Genomic DNA, 17,238 nt, shown 5'->3' with positions numbered 1-17,238 from the left:
GGAGTCCATGCGGCGCAGCGGACGCATATGCCGGAGAACCGGCGCGGATCAGGTCCGCTCGAAGCACATGCCCCCCGGCATGAACCTCGTACCGTCGCCTCACGGGTGACCCGGACACACCACGCCCCCCAGCGTGGAACGCGTACGAATCCGTCATGGACGTACGGCCCGTATTCCCCCCGGTCATGACCGCACATCACTGAATGTCCCGTGTTGCGACATGAATATGCTGGCACGCCCGCTCCAGGATTTCCAGCGGTCACCGCGTCGCGCAAGACCCATCGCAGTTTTGTGGACAAATCAACTCAAGCGTATGTTCTCCCATGTCGGAGGCCGATTCCCTGCTTCCATTGCGCGCAATCGACCGGACGGCGGCGCTGATTCGTAGCGCAAAATGGGGACAGCTCGGACGCCCCAAATGCCCGTCATGGGGACCCGTGTCAGTGGTCGTCGTCCTTCTCGACCCGCTCGGCGTTCCGCTGACCGTGCGTCAACCGCTCGATGTCCGCGTGGCTGTCGAAGTTCGACCCGAGAGCACCGGCGATCGTGCCGAGCGAAGCAGAGAGCCACGCGATGTCCACGTAGTTGCTCAGCGAGGGAGAGACTCCGATCACGGATTGCATGTATCCGACTTCGATCACCACCAGAGCGGCCACGAGGATCCCCGCCATGAGCACGGTGTAGAACGTGAGAACCGTCACGAGCAGCGTGGCGATCGTGGAGGCGTTGTACATCGCGGCCTCCACGCGACTGCCGAGCCGCCGGGGCGGGTCCCACAGGCGGTTGCTGAACATCAGCCACCCCACCATGGCCCCAACCGCCAGGAGCGAGATCAGGGCGAGCCGCCACGAGGGCAACGCCAGGGACATCTGCCAGATGGAGGAGTAGAACACGCCGAACGCGCCGGTGGCCGACGCCGCCGCCCACATGCGCTTGAGCTTGGTGACGTCCTGGAACGGCTGGTTGGTGCGCACCATGCCCAGGACCAGGCGGATGCGACCTGGCCACCACCACGGCGACGCAATGAACACGGAACGCCCGGTGTCCACGTCCTGCTCGTGGACCACTCCGAAGCGCACACGCCGGTCCTGGACGTCCGGGAGGTCCTGATGGGCCAGGGTGTCCAGGGAGTCGAAGATGGCGCGTTCCAGTTTGGTCGTGAGCCCCCGCCAGCCCAGCGCGGGCAGCGAGATGATCACGAGCCCGTCCTCGAAGTGCAGCTCCGCCATCTTGGGCAGCTTGCCCGCCCGCCGGGGGATCTCCGTGATCACGACCTGGAAATCGGCCTCGCCCTCGCGGGACCACGCGCGCACGGCGTCCACGTCCAGGCTGTTGTCGGGGCGCAGGGGGATGGTCCTGTCCCGGCGCACGAGCTGGTAGTCCCCGAAGCCGTCCCCGCCGTGGCGTTGCTGCAATCGACTGAAGATCGCGGAGCACAGCCCGGGATCGGTGAAGACGTCTACGCGATAGGCCGGGTCCATGCGCCCCATGATCCCAGCCCGCCGGCTCGCCCCACAATCGACAGTGGGCTTACCGTTGCGTGACGCCCCCGTCCGCACGGATCCCGGGCACACTGGTGCCATGGACATGACCGTGACCCGCACCGGCCCCGCTCGCCCGGCGGACGTGTGGCAGCACTACGAGCGCCTCGACCTGTGGACCGTGTGGGCTCCCCACCTCACGAACGTCCGCGCCGATTCCGCCACCCTGGCCCCCGGCACCTCGGGCGTGGTCACGGCCCTCGGCGTGGTACCCGCGGCGTTCCGTGTGATGAGCGTCCGCGCCAACCTGCATTCGTGGTCCTGGCGCGTGCGCGTGGGTCCCGTGACGCTGGAGCTCACGCACGATGTCGCTCCTACCCCGAGCGGCGGTTCCCGCGCGGACGTCAGGATCCAGGGCCCCGCCCCCGTCCTGCTGGCCTACCGCCCGCTCATGGGCTGGGCGCTCGCGCGCCTCGTACGGGTCGGCCCGGCGCACTGAGCGCGACTCGGCCAGAGGCGCTGCACGCGGGCAGGTCCGGGGCACCGAAGGCCGCTTGCCCCGGGCCCGGAATGCGAGCGGACACGGAAATGCCCCGCGCGATCGTGATCGCCACGGGGCACATGGTCTCCGGTTCCGGGAGGTGGTGCGCCCTGTGGGGCTCGAACCCACGACCCATGGATTAAAAGTCCACTGCTCTACCAACTGAGCTAAAGGCGCGTGCCCAGCCGCGAGTTCCCGCCACCGAGCACGGCTACTCTACCGCAGCGCGGGCGCATTTCCAGTTCGGGAAGCGGCCTCCCGCGCGGCACCGACGGCAACCACGGGCGGGCCCAGCGGGCCGCACCGCGCGGCGCGACGAGCCACCGCGCCGTGGGCGAGCGCGCGGCGTCGTCGTCGACCGGGCCCGTCCGCAATATGGGACCCTGGGAGGAGACGACACCCGGGGCGTGCGCAGCCCGCCGCGGGGTTCCCGCCGAGCCTTCGAGGAATGACCCATGAGCACCGTTGCGATGTCCAAGCTGGGCCCCTCCCCCGTCACCGAGTACCTGCGCCGCGTGGTGGAGGACCTGCGCCCGCTGACGGACGGCACGGTGAACAATTCCGTCCCCGAGCTCGCGGCCGCGGACGAGAACATCGTGGGGATCGCCGTGGCCACCGTGGACGGCGCGCTCTACCAGGCCGGGGACACCAAGCTCGAATTCTGCATCCAGTCCATCTCCAAGGCCTTCACGTATGCCCAGGCGCTCACGGACCGCGGCCCGGAGGGTGTGTTCGAGAAGATCGACGTGGAACCGAGCGGTGACGCCTTCAACGAGATCTCACTGCAGCCGGAGACGGGACGCCCCGCGAACCCCATGATCAACGCGGGCGCGATCGCGGCGACGTCCCTCGTGCGCAACACGTCCCACGGCACGCGCATGGAACGGATCCTGCGGTTGCATTCCCGATGCGCGGGCCGGCAGCTGCGGATCAACAAGAACATCCAGTCGCAGGAGCACAAGGCCGGGGACCGCAACCGCGCGCTGGGCTGGCTGCTCGCGTCCCGGGGGATCATCGAGGGGGATCCCACCGGCGCGCTCGAGGACTACTTCGGCCAGTGCTCGATCATGCTCAACTGCGTGGACCTGGCCCGCATGGGTGCCACGCTCGCGGCCGGCGGGCGCAACCCCGTGACCGGCGAGCGCGTCCTGGACCCCGAGGTCGTCTCGGACGTGCTGTCCGTGATGAGCACGTGCGGGATGTACGACGACGCCGGGCGCTGGGCCATCCGCGTGGGCCTGCCCGCCAAGTCCGGGGTCAGCGGCGGCGTGGTGACCGTGCTCCCGGGGCAGCTCGCGGTCGCGGTGTTCTCCCCGCCCCTGGACCGCCACGGCAACTCCGTGCGCGGCGTGGCCGCATGCGAACGGCTCACCAAGGACCTGGACCTGCACTTCGCCCGCACGGAACGCAACGGGCACTCCACGGTGCGCTCCGAGTACACCCTGGCGGAAGCGCCGTCGTTGGTGCGGCGCAACGAGGCCGCCACCGAGGTGCTCGACGCGCACGGCGAGGACGCTCGGATCATCGAGCTGCAGGGCGATCTGCGCTTCGCCGGGGCCGAGACCGCGGTGCGCACGGTGCGCGACGCCGCCCGCAGGTCCAGTTACGTGCTCGTGGACATCCGGCAGGTGGACGATATGGCCCGCTTCGTCCTGCCCATGCTCAGCCGCACCGCCGAACAGATCGAGAAGACGGGCCACCACATGGTGCTCGTCGCGGAGAAGAGCGGTGAGAACACGCGGAACCTGGAACACCCGCTCACGGTCTTCGCCACGCGCGCCGAGGCCCTCACGTGGGCCGAGGACCAGATCCTGGAGCGCTTCGGCGGCCCCGAGTGCACCCCGGACAAGGTGCACTCCACCCGTTCCGAACTGCTGAGCACGCTCGGCGAGGAGGACGTGGAGCGCATCCGCTCACGCACCGAGTCCGTGGACTGGAAGGCCGGGACCACGGTGTTGCGCACGGGCCAGAAGTTCAACGGCGTGTACATGGTCACGTCCGGCAACGTGGAGGTCTCCCGGCGCTCACCGCAGGGTGACCGCGTGGAACTGGAGGTGATCGGCCCGGGGATGAGCTTCGGTGAGATCGCCCTGGGTACCAATATGCGCCACCTGGTGAGCTTCACCGCGCTCACGGACGTCTCCGCGCGCAGGCTCTCCCCGGAGGCGATCCAGGGGATCGAGGAGGAGGACCCCCGGCTGGCCCTGCGGTGGTGGCGCGCGGTGTCCCAGCAGGCCCTGCTGCGCATCGAGGAACGCTGGCGTCAGCAGGCCGGGGAGACGCACACGGTCGACTGATCCGCCGAGCCCCGTGAAAGGTGCGCGGCGTACACTCGGGCGCATGTCCGAACGCCGCACGCATCATTCGCCCGTGAAGTTCTCCCCCGAGAAGTTCGACGCCCACGAGGGCGGCACGGACCCCGCCCGAGTGTCGGAGGCGGCCCACCTGGCCGCGCAGGCGCTCGTGTCGCGGGGCCGGGAATCCGCGGATCCGGTGGTCCACGATCGCCTCGTTCGGCTCACGGACGAGCAGGGTCTCGAGGGGATCGCGGAGATGTGGGCGCAGGCCCCCGCGGTGTCCCTCCCGGGTGCGCTGTGGCGGCTCTACGCGCTGCGCGCCGCCGCCCGCAAGGACCCCTACCGCATGGGCCGCTGGTTCGCCGCGGGCAAGCAGACCGCGCAGGTGTCCAACGTGGTCGCGGGCGTCGCGGACCCGCCCGGCGCGGAGGAGATCTGCGAGGTCGCGGACGCCATCCTCTCCGGCGCGTTCGACGGCGAGTTCGACGTCGCTCTCGAACGCTCCGCCGCGTTCTGCCGCGTGATCGCCACGGGCCAGGAACGCACGCTGGACATCTCAAGCCTCGGCGTGCGCGATCCGTGGCGCCGCATCCCCCGCCTGATCCGCACCGCGGAGGAACTCGAGTCCGCGGCCGCCGCGTGGCGCAGGGGTGCGCTCGAGTAAGGGCCTGCCCTCCGCGGGGCGTCCTCGTCCGGACGGACCGCTTTGCGGCACCCCCGGGGTCGGGGATTATGCTGGAGGCAGGTGTCGGGCCGTGGCAGCCCCGGGCTCCATCATTTAGCCGCTACGAGCGGCCTTCCGCCGAGAGGCGCTCCCGGTCCGGCACCGCCCCCCTCAACAAGATCCACATGTCTCCCCGGTTAACTTTCGTTCGGTACAGTGACGGCCGAAAGGTGAACGGTTCAACGGGAGGACGAAACGGATGGCCTTTCGGATCTTCCCGGAGGACGAGCGGGTGACCGAGCTCCTGGTCCAGATGTCCCAGTGCGTGGGCACCGCGGTGGATCAGCTCGCCGAACACATCGGGCAGATCGACAAGACCTGGCAGCGCCCCATCACGGACCTCCTGGACACCGAGGACCGCTGCACCAACCTTTACTTCTCCCTGATGACCACCACGCGCTCCTCGTACGTGGTGCCCATCCCGCGTCAGGACGTCTACATCCTGGGGCAGTGGCTGTTGCGAGCCGTCCAGTGCCTCGTGGCGAGTGCCGAGACCCACCAGCTGTACAAGCTGGAGCGGCCCACCTCGCACGCGACCGAGCAGCTCGCGGTGATCCAGCACATGTCGCTCATGACCACCAAGGCCATGGGCCGGCTGACCAGCTTGAACGAGCTGGACGACTACTGGTTCGAGATGATCCGTCTCACACGCCAGGCCGAACGGACCCACCGGGTGTACCGCGCGAGCTTGCTGGATCAGTTCAAGACGGCCCAGGCCATCCGCCGCATGGACGCCGCCCGCCAGCTCTTCGATGCCGCACGCGCCCTGGGCCAGGTCTCCGCAGAGGTGGGCCGGATCCTCGTGGCAGAGTCCTGACTCGCCGTGACAGAGTTACTGGCCGTCGTAGGCATTCTCCTGACCCTGGTCTTAACGGTCGTCAACGGTTTCCACGACGCCTCCAACGCCGTGGCCCTGCCCGTACGGTTCAACGCCCTGACACCCCGTGTGGCTCTGTGGACCGGAGCGGTGTTCAACCTCATGGGCGCCCTCCTGGTGGGGCTGGTCCTGGACCGGCTGATCTCGTTCGAGATCCCCATCCCCCTCAACGACGCGGGCGTGGTGGCCCTGTTGTGCGCCCTGTTCACGGCCATCGGGTGGGACCTCCTCACGTGGTGGTGGCGCATGCCCACGTCCTCCACCGCCGCGATCGGCGGCGCCGTGGTGGGTGCTCTGCTCGGAGCACGCGCCGCGGGGCTCTACGACGAGCACCTGGCCATGGGCTCCTACTTCTCCTGGAACGTGCTGCTGCCCCTGCTGATCTCCCCCGTGATCGCGTTCGGGCTCGCGTTCCTGCTGGTCGTGCCCATCGTGTACCTGGTACGCCACGAGACCCCGGGACGCGTGAACTTCCGCGCCGGGGTCGTGCAGGCCACGGGTGCCGCGGCCATTCACTTCGGACACGGGATCCAGCACGCCCGGCGCACGCTGTGGATCCTCTTGGTCCTCCTGCTGATCGTGAACCCCAACCTCTCCCGGGACAGCATCCCCGTGTGGCTCACGGTGCTCGTGGGGGCGTGTCTCGCGTTCGGTACCCTGCTGGGCGGCTGGCGGATCTCCTACACCCTCTCCGCACGCATCGTGACGCTGGATCCCCTGCGCGGAGCGGCGGCGCAAACGGTGTCCGGCGCCCTGCTGTTCGTAGGGGGGTTCCTCTCCCCCATTCCGCTCTCTACGTCCCAGACCACCACCGCGGCGATCCTGGGCGCGGGTTCCGCCCAGAAGTTCCGCACCGTGTATCACGCCACCGTGCTGCGGGTCATCGCCTCGTGGGTCGCCACGGTCCCCGTGTGCGGCCTGGTCTCCGCCATCCTGTTCCTGGCGGCCTCCCCGCTGATCCAGGTCCCCGCGGCCTGATCCGTACCCGCGGTTCGCTCGGGGCACGCGTCACGATCGGGGCACGCGGAGGCTGACGACGTCGCACGGTGCGGATCGCTGCGCGCTCCCGGTGCGTGCGTCGTCGTACCCCGGGTCCGGCCGGAGCGCCGTCGTACCCCCGGGCGTGCACGCGAACGGTGCCCTCCGAGACGGAGGGCACCGTTCGCGTGCGCGAGGACGCGGATCAGCCGAAGCGGCCGGACACATAGTCCTCGGTGTCCTTCTTCTGCGGGTTGTTGAAGATGTCCGTGGTGGGCGCGTACTCGATCAGACGGCCGGGCTTGCCCGTGCCCTCGATGTTGAAGAACGCGGTCTTGTCCGACACACGGGACGCCTGCTGCATGTTGTGGGTCACGATCACCACGGTGTAATCGGTCTTGATCTCGTTGATCAGGTCCTCGATCGCGAGCGTGGAGATGGGGTCCAGCGCGGAGCACGGCTCGTCCATGAGGATCACGTCCGGCTTGACCGCGATTGCGCGGGCGATGCACAGCCGCTGCTGCTGACCACCGGAGAGACCGGAACCGGGCTTGTCCAAACGGTCCTTGACCTCGTTCCAGAGGTTCGCGCCGCGCAGCGAGCTCTCCACGAGCTCGTCCGCGTCCTTGCTCGAGATGCGCTTGTTGTTGAGCTTCACGCCCGCGAGCACGTTGTCGCGGATGGACATCGTGGGGAACGGGTTGGGGCGCTGGAACACCATGCCCACCATGGAGCGCACGGTCACGGGGTCCACGCCCTTGCCGTAGAGATCGTCTCCGTCCAGCAGCACCTTGCCCTGGGCGTAAGCACCCGGGATCACCTCGTGCATGCGGTTGAGGGTGCGCAGGAACGTGGACTTGCCGCAACCGGAGGGACCGATGAACGCGGTGACCGAGCGGGGTTCGATGTTCATGCTGACGTCCTGGACCGCCAGGAAATCGCCGTAGTAGACGTTGAGGTTTTCGACGTCGATTCGTTTCGACATGGGTGTGTTTCCTTAGATCGAATGGTCGGCCAGCACTCAGCGGCCGGCGGTCTTGGGAGCGAAGGCCCTGGCGATCAAGCGTGCCACGAGGTTGAGCAGCATCACGATCACGATCAGGATCAGCGCCGCGGCCCAGGCCCGCTGCAGGGACGGATCGGGGTTCGTGGGCGAGGTGGGCGTCATGATCTGGTAGTAGATGAACGTGGGCAGCGTGGTCATCCAGCCGGAGAACGAGTTCCAGTTGATGGCCGTGGCGAAGCCCGCGGTCACGAGCAGCGGCGCCGTCTCACCGATCACACGGGCGATCGCGAGGGTCACACCCGAGGCGATACCCGAGATGGCCGTGGGGATGACCACCTTGAGGATGGTCCGCCACTTGCGCACACCCAGCGCGTAGGACGCCTCGCGCAGTTCGTTGGGCACGATCCGCAGCATCTCCTCGGTGTTCTTGACCACCGTGGGGATCATCAGCACGGTCAGCGCGACCGCCGCCACGAACCCGGTACGGGTCGAGGGGCCGAAGATCATGCCGAACAGAGCGGCCGCGAACAGACCAGCCACGATGGACGGGATACCGGTCATGACGTCCACGAAGAACGTGATGGCCTTGCCGAGCCAGCCGCCCCGGGAGTACTCCACGAGGTAGATCGCGGTGAGCAACCCCACGGGCACCGACATGAGCGTGGCCCAGAACGTGATGGACACCGTACCGATGATCGCGTGGTAGGCGCCGCCCATCACCTGACTGGGCGCATCGGCCTGGTTGTCGTGGAAGCCCGTGACCCCGTTCATGGAGGTAAACAACATGTTGGAGGTCAGACCGGGGATGCCGTTGGCGAGCACCGTCCAGATCACGGAGATCAGCGGGATCACCGCGAGGATGAAGGCGGCATAGACCAGGAAGGTCATGAGCGAATCGGCCCCGGCGCGGGAACCCTCGATCATGCCCACGGCCAGCGGGCCGACCACCAGGAAGATCACGGTGGCGAACAGGGCCCACAGCGCGATGCTGAACCCCACCAGAGCGGCAAGCGCGGCCCCCGCCACGATCGCGGCCACGCCGATGACGGGGACGAGCCCCTTGGGGCGCTGACCGCGGGTGAGCCTTGACTGGCGGACGGGTGAGGTTCCGGGTTGGGTGGACGTGGTCATCAGTTGGCCCCCGAGAATTCCTTGTAGCGAGCGATGATGGCGCGGGCGATCATGTTGACCACGAGGGTGATCAGGAACAGCACGAGACCGGCCGCGATCAGTTCGGACAACCGCAGGCCGTAGGCCTCGGGGAAGTTCAGCGCGATCTCCGCGGCGATCGTCTGGTTACCGGACTTGATCAGGGACGCGATCATGGGCCCGGAGGACAGCACCAGGGCCACCGCCATGGTCTCGCCGAGCGCGCGGCCCAGGGCCAGCATGATCGAGGAGATGATCCCGGGGCGCGCGAACGGCAGCACGGCCATCCGGATCATCTCCCACCGCGTGGCCCCCAGTGCCAGCGCGGCCTCCTCGTGGAGCTTGGGCGTCTGCGTGAAGATCTCGCGGGACATGGACGTGATGATCGGCAGGATCATGATGGCCAGCACGATGCCTGCGGTGAGCATGGTCTTACCCGTCTGGGACGCGGGCCCGTCGAAGATGGGGATGAAGCCCAGGTGCTCGGTGAGCCAGTTGTACAGCGGTACGAGCGCCGGCGCGAGCACCGTGGCACCCCACGCGCCGTAGATCACGGAGGGAATGGCCGCGAGCAGGTCGATCACGTAGCCCACCGGCTTGGAGATCTTGGCCGGTGCGTAGTGGGAGATGTAGAGCGCCACCAGGATGCCCACGGGTGTGGCGATCAGCAGGGCGATCACCGCGGCGATGAGCGTGCCCACGATGAGCGGCCAAATGTAGTGGAAGAAGCCCTGCCCACCGGTGATCTCCTCGGCGGGGGCGGCGAACGTGGGCAGCGCCTGCAGCAACAGGAATAGCGCGACGGCCGCGAGCACCGCGAAGATCAGGATGCCGGCGGCCAGGCTGAGTCCGGAGAAGACGGAGTCACCGGCACGTCCGGCCGAGGACTGGCGGGTCCCCGGTTTCTGGGCGCTGATGGTGGTGGACATGAACCAGTCCCTTCGATCAAGGTGTGGAACGAGCTGAGCGGTGAATTCGGCCAGCGTAGGACGTGGCGGTCCGAGATGACCGCGTGCGTGGCTGCGGCGCCGACGCGCGATGACACGCCGGCGCCGCACTCACACGTCGTCGGGGCGGATCAGCCCTTCGCGGTGATGGAGTCCACGGCCGCCTTGGCCTGGTCGCGCAGGGTCTGGCTCAGCGGGGCGGAACCGGCGGAGTCCGCAGCGGCCTTCTGCCCGTCCTCGGAGATCACGTAGTTCTCGAAGGCCTTGACCAGGTCCGCGGTCTCCTGGGAGTCGTACTGGGAGCACACGATGTGGTAGGAGATCAGCACGAGCGGGTACGCACCGGATTCCTTGGTGTCGCGCCCGATGTTGATCGCGAGGTCGTGCTCGCCGCGGCCCTCGGCCTGGGCGGAGACCTCGACGGCCTTGGCGGCGGCCTCAGGCGAGTGGGTCACGTACTGGTCGCCCACCTTGATCGCGGCGGTGCCGAGATCGCCCACGGCGGAGGAGTCCGCGTAGGTCACGGCGCCCTCGGTGCCGGAGGTCGTGGAGACCACGCCGGAGGTGCCCTTGTTGTTCTCCGCCGCGTACTCGGAGGGCCAGGCCTGTGCCGGGTCCTTGGTCCACTCCTGCGGAGCGGCCTCGTGCAGGTAGTCGGTGAAGTTCTCGGTGGTCCCGGAGTCATCGCTGCGGTGCACCACCGTGATCGGGGTGTCCGGGAGATCGGCGTCCGGGTTCTGCTGCTTGATCTGCTCCGCGTTCCAGCGCTTGATCTCACCCTTGAAGATCTTGGCGATGGTGGGGGCGTCCAGGTTCAGGGACTCGATACCGGGCAGGTTGAACGCCACGGAGATCGGGGAGATGTAGACCGGGAGGTCCATGGCGCCGTCGGGGCCGCACTGCTGCTTGGCCTGCTCGACCTCGTCGTCGGAGAGGTAGGCGTCCGAGCCGGCGAAGTTCGCGCCGCCCGCCAGGAAGGCCTTGCGCCCGGCGCCGGAGCCGTCCGGGGAGTACTGCACGGTGGAGCCGCTGTTAGCGGACTGGAAGCCGTTCTGCCACGCGGTCATGGCGGCCTGCTGGGAGGATGCCCCGATGCCGGTCAGCGTTCCGGACACGCCGCTGCTCTCGCCCGAGCCCCCGCCGCTGTTGGTGTTGCCGGTGGCGTTGTCGGAACCGCAAGCGGTGAGAGCGAGGGCACCAATGGCCAGGACTGCGGCCGAACGGCCGACATGCGAAACCTTCACTGTATTTCCCTTCGAAAGCGTGAACCGGGGAGCCCGGTGGGTGCGGACAACCGGATCTTGGAGTCCAACGCCGCTGCGTCCGCAGCGCGCCCGAGAATTACCGTAGGCAGGCGATATTGACAGATGCGGCCGGGAAGGTGAACTGGCGGTTAACAACCCCTGTGACCGGCGCCACCCCTGGCCACGGCGCCGCCCGGTCACGCGTCCCGCGCGGTACGCGTCCGTCCGAGGCGCCCGCCTAGGATGGGAGCCATGACGTCCTCGGAAGCAGCTCCGTACCGCTCCCGATTCCGTCGTGTTCCCGAGGTCGTGGGCAAGCGCGGGCGCTCCGGCTGGGCACGCATGACGTCCGGTTTCTTCCAGGCCGTGCAGATGACCGTGGCGGCCGTTGGCGCGTACGTGATCGCGGAACGGCTGCTGGGCCATCAAGGCCCCATCTTCGCCGCGACCGCCGCGCTCGTGTCCCTGGGGTACGCCAAGGGCGGGCTGCGCTACCGCCGGGTGCTGGAGGTCTCGATCGGGTGCACCCTGGGGATCGTGATGGGCGATCTGCTCATCCAGGTCCTGGGCCATGGTGAGTGGCAAGCGGCCCTCGTGTTGCTCCTGTCCCTCTTGCTCGCCCGGTTCCTTGACAACGGCGCGATCTTCACCACGCAGATGGGGCTGCAGTCCGTGCTGGTGGTGCTCCTCCCGCCATCGCAGGACGGCGTGTTCGCGCGGTCCTTCGACGCCGTGGTGGGGTGCCTGTGCGCGCTGCTCCTCGCGTACGTGATTCCCCAAGACCCGCGCCGCGAACCGCGCCAGGACCTCAGCAAGCTCATCGTGGAGTTCACCCAGGTGCTCACGGACTGCTCCCGTGCGGTCTCGGACACCGATTCGCGCCTCGCGTGGCACGCCCTCGTGCGGGCTCGTCAGACGCAGCCGCTCGTGGACTCGGTGCGCTCGGGGCTCACGGCCTCCCGGGAGATCGCCCACGCATCCCCTCTGCACCGCCGGCACCGCCGCGAGATCGACGACCTGAGCGAGAGCATCCGGTACGTGGACCTCGCCGTGCGCAACTCGCGCGTGTTCGCACGCCGCCTCGCGTCCGTCCTCAACCGCGTCTCCCTGTCCGACGACGCCGTGGCCTCCCTCTCCGAGGCCCTCGCCGATCTCTCCGACGCCATCCTGAGCCTGGATCACACGTTCTCCGCGAGTCATCCCCAGACCCGTGAAAGCTACCTGCGCCAGACGCGCAATGAACTGATCTCCGTGGCCGGTCGCCTGGAACCCGGGCTCATGGGGGTGCGGACCATGGAGGGCGAGGCACTCGTGCTGCTGATCCGTCCGTTGGTCGTGGACCTGTTGGAGTCCACCGGTCTCACCCACGAGGAGGCGATCCGGTACCTGCCCACGCTGGGCGGTCGGTGACCGAGCCATGGATCCGTGCCGCTTATGCGCGTCAGATCCGCCCCCTACGGTGACAGCATGAGCGCGAAGACCAGGAAGCCGTCCGTCTCCTACCGGTGCACGGAATGCGGCTGGACCACGGCCAAATGGGTGGGCCGGTGCGGTGAGTGCCAGTCCTGGGGCACCGTGCAGGAGATCTCCACGAACCTGGAACACGGGCGCACCCGGGCCGCGGCCAGCGTGGCGGTGCCCGCTCAACCCATCGGCCAGGTGGATTCCTCGGTGGCCCGCTTCACCCCCACGCGCGTCACCGAGTTCGACCGCGTCCTGGGCGGCGGACTCGTGCCCGGTGCGGTCATCCTGATCGCGGGGGAACCCGGCGTGGGTAAGTCCACGCTGCTCCTGGACGCAGCCGCCAAGGTGGCGGGCGGGCCCGATCCCCGCACCGTGTTGTACGTGACCGGGGAGGAGTCCGCGGCGCAGGTCAAACTGCGGGCCGAGCGCATCGATGCACTCTCGGAAAAGCTGTACCTCACCGCGGAGACCGACCTCTCCGCGGCGCTCGCGCAGGTCAAGGACTTAAAACCGGAACTGTTGATCGTGGACTCGGTGCAGACCCTCGCGAGCCCGGAGATCGAGGGTTCGGCGGGCGGGGTGAGCCAGGTGCGGGAGGTCGCGGCGAGCCTCATCCACGCCGCCAAGACCCGGAACATGACCACCCTGCTCGTGGGCCACGTGACCAAGGAGGGTTCGATCGCCGGTCCCCGGTTGCTCGAACACCTCGTGGACGTCGTGTGTCAGTTCGAGGGGGACAAACACTCGCGCATCCGCCTCTTGCGGGCCGTGAAGAACCGGTTCGGCCCCACGGACGAGGTCGGGTGCTTCGATCTCGAGGAGAACGGTATCCGCTCGGTCTCGGACCCGTCCGGCCTGTTCGTCTCCCGCACCCCCGTCCCGGTCGCGGGAACATGTCTGAGCGTCACCGTGGAGGGGCGCAGGCCGCTGCTCGCGGAGGTCCAGGCCCTGCTGGACAAGTCCAGCACCGCGCAACCCCGACGGGCCACCTCCGGCCTGGACGGTTCCCGGGTGGCCATGCTGCTCGCGGTGTTGCAGCGCCGGGCGGGCGTGGCCCTCGCGACCATGGACTGCTACGTGTCCACCGTGGGCGGTGTGCGGCTCACCGAACCCGCCACGGACCTCGCGGTGTGCATGGCGCTCGCGTCCGCCGCCCAGGATCGACCGCTGCCCCAGCGGCTCGTGTGCTTCGGGGAGATCGGACTGGCCGGTGAGGTCCGCCCCGTACCCGAGATCAACCGCAGGATCCAGGAGGTCGCCCGGCTGGGCTTCACCCACGCCGTGGTCCCGGCATCCCCCAACGGACCCGGCAAGATCCCTCCGGGCTTCTCCGTGCGTGAGGTCACCACCGTCTCACAGGCCATGGAGCTGCTCTTCCCGCCGCGGCAGGGCTGAGTCCGACGCCGTACGGCCGAGTCCGCCGGGGCAAGGCCGAGTCCGAACACACATGCCACGCGGGGCATGTTGGCCTTCGGGCGGGGCGAGCGCACATAGAATGAGGCCGTGGTGAAATCGCACGAGACTGCCCTGAGACGGACCCTGGCCAGGGTCTCCCCCGGTACCGAACTGAGGACGGGGCTGGAGCGCATCCTCCGGGGCCGCACGGGCGCGCTCATCGTGCTCGGATTCGACCGCTCCGTGGAGTCGCTGTGTTCGGGCGGGTTCGACATCGACACCGAATTCACCCCCACCAAGTTGCGCGAACTCGCCAAGATGGACGGGGCGATCGTGTGCGACAAGGAAGCCACCCGCATCCTCAAGGCCGGGGTCCAGCTCATGCCGGACGCGTCCATCCGCACCCAGGAGTCCGGCACGCGTCACCGCTCCGCCGAGCGCACCGCCAAGCAGACCGGTGTTCCCGTGATCTCGGTCAGCCAGTCCATGAGCGTCATCACGATCTACGTGGCCGATTACCGCTACGCGATCGACGGTTCTCAGGCCATCATGGCCCGCGCGAACCAGGCCCTGCAGACCCTGGAGCACTACAGCAACCGCCTCGAGCAGGTCCTGGGCAGCCTCTCGGCGCTCGAGATCGAAGCCGCCGTGACCGCCCGCGACGTGGCCCTGACGCTGCAGCGGATGGAGATGGTGCGCAGGATCTCGGACGAGATCGGGTGGTACGTCCTGGAACTCGGCTCGGACGGGCGTCTGATCTCCCTGCAGCTCGAGGAGCTCACGGCCGGGACGGGACCGGGGCCCGGCGTAGTCCTGCGGGACTACCTGCCCGAGGCCACGACGCCCGAGGTGATCGCGGAGTCCCTGGACCGGCTCGCCCGGTTGTCGTCCACAGAACTGATCGATCTGCAGCGGGTCGCGGTGGCCGCGGGTCTCACCGGGCCGCAGGGCAACTTGGAGGTGGACCTGCACCCCCACGGTTACCGGCTGCTCGAGGGCATCAAGTCCATGCCGCGTGCGGTGGCGAAACGGCTCGTGGCCCAGTTCGACGGCCTGCAGTCGCTCATGGCCGCGAACCTCGAGGACCTGATGTCCGTGGAGGGCATCGGTGAGCAGCGTGCCCGCACCGTACGCGAGTCCTTGTCCCGTATGGCCGAGACGAGCCTGCTGGAACGGTTCATGTAGCAGTCCGGGTGGCCCGGTCGCGGACGCGGCCCGTGCACCGCCCGGGCATCGCCCACCGATGGTCACCTCGAGGGCCGCCAGCCGGCCGCGCGAGCCCCGGGACCGCCGTCGCCAGTGGATCTGCGCGAGCCGCCCGTCGCCCACTTACTGCAGGCTGAAAACGGCCTGCTGGCTCGCGACGTCCCCGAGCGACGTCGTGAGGTTGTAGTACCCGGCGAGCGCCTCGGACTGGCCGGCCGGGCAGCCCTCCGCGGTGCGCACCCGGTTCCACGTGAGCCGTGCGGTCTCCTTCTGCCCCGTGTCCAGGGTGATCTGACGGTCCTCACCGGCTGCCGCGCAGTGCCGTGAATCAAAGACGGTGTCCGCACCGGAGGTCACCACGAAGGCCATGTGATTGCTACCGGCGTCCACGCGGCACGGATGCTGGCCCTTGTTCTCGAGGGTCAGTTCAAGCACCGGGTTCTGGCCCGCCGCGTAACTCTGTTCGTCGGTCGCGGCACTCACCGCCAGATCCGCGCCGCATTCCGGCGCCGCCGTACTGCTCGCACTCGGGCTGCCGGACGCGCCGGGTGCACCAGACCCGGACGGTGTGGGCCGGGCAGTGAAGTCCGCGAACTTGTTCTGGGGATCCGTGCTCGGCTGCGCCGCGGCGTCGGGCTGCTGCGTGGCATTCGTGTCGTCGGCGTCCGGTGCCGTGAGTGCGCGCACGCCCGAGACCACTGCCCACAGCAGGGCCAGGACCAGGACGACGATCACGGCGAGCGCGACCATGCGGCGTCGCCGGTAAACGTGCTCCGGGAGCCTGCCCCCGGTGTCCGCGGATTCCGCGGGGGACGTGGGGGGATCGTGCTGTTCGGAACCGGAAGCCATGGTCTCCAGGCTACCGTGGACAGTTATGAACTCGAGCCGCACACCAGCCCGCAACGAGCGACTTCACGGCATTCACGCAGCCGTGATCGAGTGGTACCGGCGGGCGTCCCGCGACCTGCCGTGGCGCGCGCCCGAACGCACACCGTGGCAGGTTCTCGTGAGCGAGATCATGCTGCAGCAGACCCCGGTGGGGCGCGTCCTGCCGGTGTGGCGCCGGTGGCTCGAACAGTGGCCGGAACCGGGCGATCTCGCGGCGGCGTCGCCCGCGGAGGTCCTGCGCGCGTGGGACAGGCTCGGCTACCCGCGCCGCGCGCTGCGGCTGCAAGCGGCTGCCCAGAACATCGCCGCAGAGCACGACGGGCGGGTGCCCGAGGACCACGCACAGCTGTTGGCATTGCCCGGGATCGGCGCGTACACCGCGGCGGCAGTGGCCGTGTTCGCGTTCGGTCAGCGCCACACGGTCGTGGACACGAACATCCGCCGGGTCGAGGCCCGGGTGTTCTCCGGGCGGGCCCTGCCGTCCCGTTCCCTCACCGCGGCGGAGACCCGGTTGGCGCAGGACGTCCTGCCGCAGGACGTCGCGGAATCGGTCGCGTGGAACCAGGCCGTGATGGAGCTGGGGGCACTGATCTGCACCACGCGTTCCCCGCGCTGCGACGAGTGCCCCGTGCGGTGGGACTGCGCGTGGGTCGCGGCTGGCAGCCCTCCCGCGCAGGAGACGCCCAGGGGCCAGTTGTGGCACGGCACGGACCGCCAGGTCCGCGGGGCCATGATGGCGGTGCTGCGCGCCGCGGACGAGCCCGTTCCCGCGCACTTGCTGCTCACGGACCTCGCGGGCTCGGAACAGATCGCCGGGGAGCACGCGGCCCCGCCCGCTGTGGTGATCGAACGGCTCGGGGCCCTGTGGCGGCTGCCCGCGCCCGCCGAACAACGGGAGCGTGCGTTGAACGGACTGCTCGCGGACGGTCTGGCCACCTCGGACGACGGCGCGGTCAGCCTTCCGGGGTGACCCGAGTCGTGCCAATTTAGTGTGTTGGCCATTCGGTGCCGGTGGCGGTGAGGATCTCGCTGGCTGCCGGT

The 17,238-nt window shown here is 68.9% G+C and carries 15 protein-coding genes and 1 tRNA gene; 9 read left to right on the top strand and 7 right to left on the bottom strand.

Annotated features, from left to right (window positions below; genetic code table 11):
- Positions 1-440: 440 nt before the first annotated feature.
- Positions 441-1,481: a hypothetical protein gene (locus RF646_RS12000; RefSeq protein WP_206069148.1), complete on the bottom strand. Its 1,041-nt coding sequence runs from the start codon at positions 1,479-1,481 to the stop codon at positions 441-443.
- A 100-nt stretch (positions 1,482-1,581) separates the two neighbouring features.
- On the opposite strand from RF646_RS12000, the gene RF646_RS11995 reads away from it, so the two are divergent.
- Positions 1,582-1,980 carry an SRPBCC family protein gene (locus RF646_RS11995; protein WP_085108167.1) on the top strand — a complete coding sequence of 133 codons (399 nt, stop codon included), beginning with the start codon at positions 1,582-1,584 and terminating at the stop codon, positions 1,978-1,980.
- A gap of 143 nt (positions 1,981-2,123) precedes the next feature.
- On the opposite strand, the gene RF646_RS11990 is transcribed toward RF646_RS11995, so the two are convergent.
- Positions 2,124-2,199, bottom strand: a tRNA-Lys gene (locus RF646_RS11990).
- A gap of 278 nt (positions 2,200-2,477) precedes the next feature.
- Between RF646_RS11990 and glsA the strand changes: the two genes are divergently transcribed.
- The 4 genes from glsA to RF646_RS11970 all read left to right on the top strand — a co-directional run bounded on the left by glsA (position 2,478) and on the right by RF646_RS11970 (position 6,898).
- Positions 2,478-4,319: a glutaminase A gene (gene glsA, locus RF646_RS11985; RefSeq protein ID WP_368836084.1), complete on the top strand. Its 1,842-nt coding sequence runs from the start codon at positions 2,478-2,480 to the stop codon at positions 4,317-4,319.
- Between the two features lie 43 nt (positions 4,320-4,362).
- Positions 4,363-4,983 carry a hypothetical protein gene (locus RF646_RS11980; RefSeq protein WP_035959140.1) on the top strand — a complete coding sequence of 207 codons (621 nt, stop codon included), beginning with the start codon at positions 4,363-4,365 and terminating at the stop codon, positions 4,981-4,983.
- Positions 4,984-5,242: 259 nt separating this feature from the next.
- Positions 5,243-5,860, top strand: a complete 618-nt coding sequence (locus RF646_RS11975) for a hypothetical protein (protein WP_035959144.1) — start codon at positions 5,243-5,245, stop codon at positions 5,858-5,860.
- 6 nt (positions 5,861-5,866) lie between these two features.
- Entirely contained in the window at positions 5,867-6,898 is a 1,032-nt protein-coding gene (locus RF646_RS11970; RefSeq protein ID WP_035959146.1) for an inorganic phosphate transporter, read from the top strand.
- A gap of 205 nt (positions 6,899-7,103) precedes the next feature.
- On the opposite strand, the gene pstB is transcribed toward RF646_RS11970, so the two are convergent.
- The 4 genes from pstB to pstS form a co-directional block, all read right to left on the bottom strand.
- Positions 7,104-7,883, bottom strand: a complete 780-nt coding sequence (gene pstB / locus RF646_RS11965) for a phosphate ABC transporter ATP-binding protein PstB (protein WP_064846305.1) — start codon at positions 7,881-7,883, stop codon at positions 7,104-7,106.
- Positions 7,884-7,919: 36 nt separating this feature from the next.
- On the bottom strand, positions 7,920-9,035 hold the full coding sequence (gene pstA / locus RF646_RS11960; protein ID WP_368836083.1) for a phosphate ABC transporter permease PstA: 1,116 nt from the start codon (positions 9,033-9,035) through the stop codon (positions 7,920-7,922).
- Complete coding sequence (pstC, locus tag RF646_RS11955; RefSeq protein WP_064846307.1) at positions 9,035-9,982, bottom strand: phosphate ABC transporter permease subunit PstC; 948 nt, start codon at positions 9,980-9,982, stop codon at positions 9,035-9,037. Before pstC ends, pstA begins: the two co-directional genes overlap by 1 nt.
- A 149-nt stretch (positions 9,983-10,131) precedes the next feature.
- Positions 10,132-11,244 carry a phosphate ABC transporter substrate-binding protein PstS gene (pstS, locus tag RF646_RS11950; protein ID WP_368836082.1) on the bottom strand — a complete coding sequence of 371 codons (1,113 nt, stop codon included), beginning with the start codon at positions 11,242-11,244 and terminating at the stop codon, positions 10,132-10,134.
- Positions 11,245-11,496: 252 nt separating this feature from the next.
- Here pstS and RF646_RS11945 point away from each other — a divergent pair, with 252 nt between their 5' ends.
- The 3 genes from RF646_RS11945 (at position 11,497) to disA (ending at position 15,288) form a co-directional block, all read left to right on the top strand.
- Positions 11,497-12,654, top strand: coding sequence for an aromatic acid exporter family protein (locus RF646_RS11945; protein WP_085108132.1), 1,158 nt, complete (start codon positions 11,497-11,499; stop codon positions 12,652-12,654).
- 57 nt (positions 12,655-12,711) lie between these two features.
- Positions 12,712-14,103, top strand: coding sequence for a DNA repair protein RadA (gene radA, locus RF646_RS11940; RefSeq protein WP_064846324.1), 1,392 nt, complete (start codon positions 12,712-12,714; stop codon positions 14,101-14,103).
- Between the two features lie 108 nt (positions 14,104-14,211).
- The gene (gene disA / locus RF646_RS11935; RefSeq protein WP_085108129.1) at positions 14,212-15,288 is read left to right on the top strand and encodes a DNA integrity scanning diadenylate cyclase DisA; all 1,077 of its coding nucleotides are present in this window, start codon (positions 14,212-14,214) and stop codon (positions 15,286-15,288) included.
- Positions 15,289-15,432: 144 nt separating this feature from the next.
- Here disA and RF646_RS11930 read toward each other — a convergent pair whose 3' ends face one another.
- Positions 15,433-16,158 carry a hypothetical protein gene (locus tag RF646_RS11930; RefSeq protein WP_144998940.1) on the bottom strand — a complete coding sequence of 242 codons (726 nt, stop codon included), beginning with the start codon at positions 16,156-16,158 and terminating at the stop codon, positions 15,433-15,435.
- Here RF646_RS11930 and RF646_RS11925 point away from each other — a divergent pair.
- Positions 16,157-17,167, top strand: coding sequence for an A/G-specific adenine glycosylase (locus RF646_RS11925; RefSeq protein WP_186317223.1), 1,011 nt, complete (start codon positions 16,157-16,159; stop codon positions 17,165-17,167). The genes RF646_RS11930 and RF646_RS11925 overlap by 2 nt on opposite strands.
- Positions 17,168-17,238 lie beyond the last annotated feature (71 nt).

The sequence above is a fragment of the Kocuria sp. CPCC 205261 genome, from assembly GCF_040981025.1.
GTDB classification, from domain to species: domain Bacteria; phylum Actinomycetota; class Actinomycetes; order Actinomycetales; family Micrococcaceae; genus Kocuria; species Kocuria marina.
This window is presented reverse-complemented; position numbering and strand designations above follow the sequence as displayed.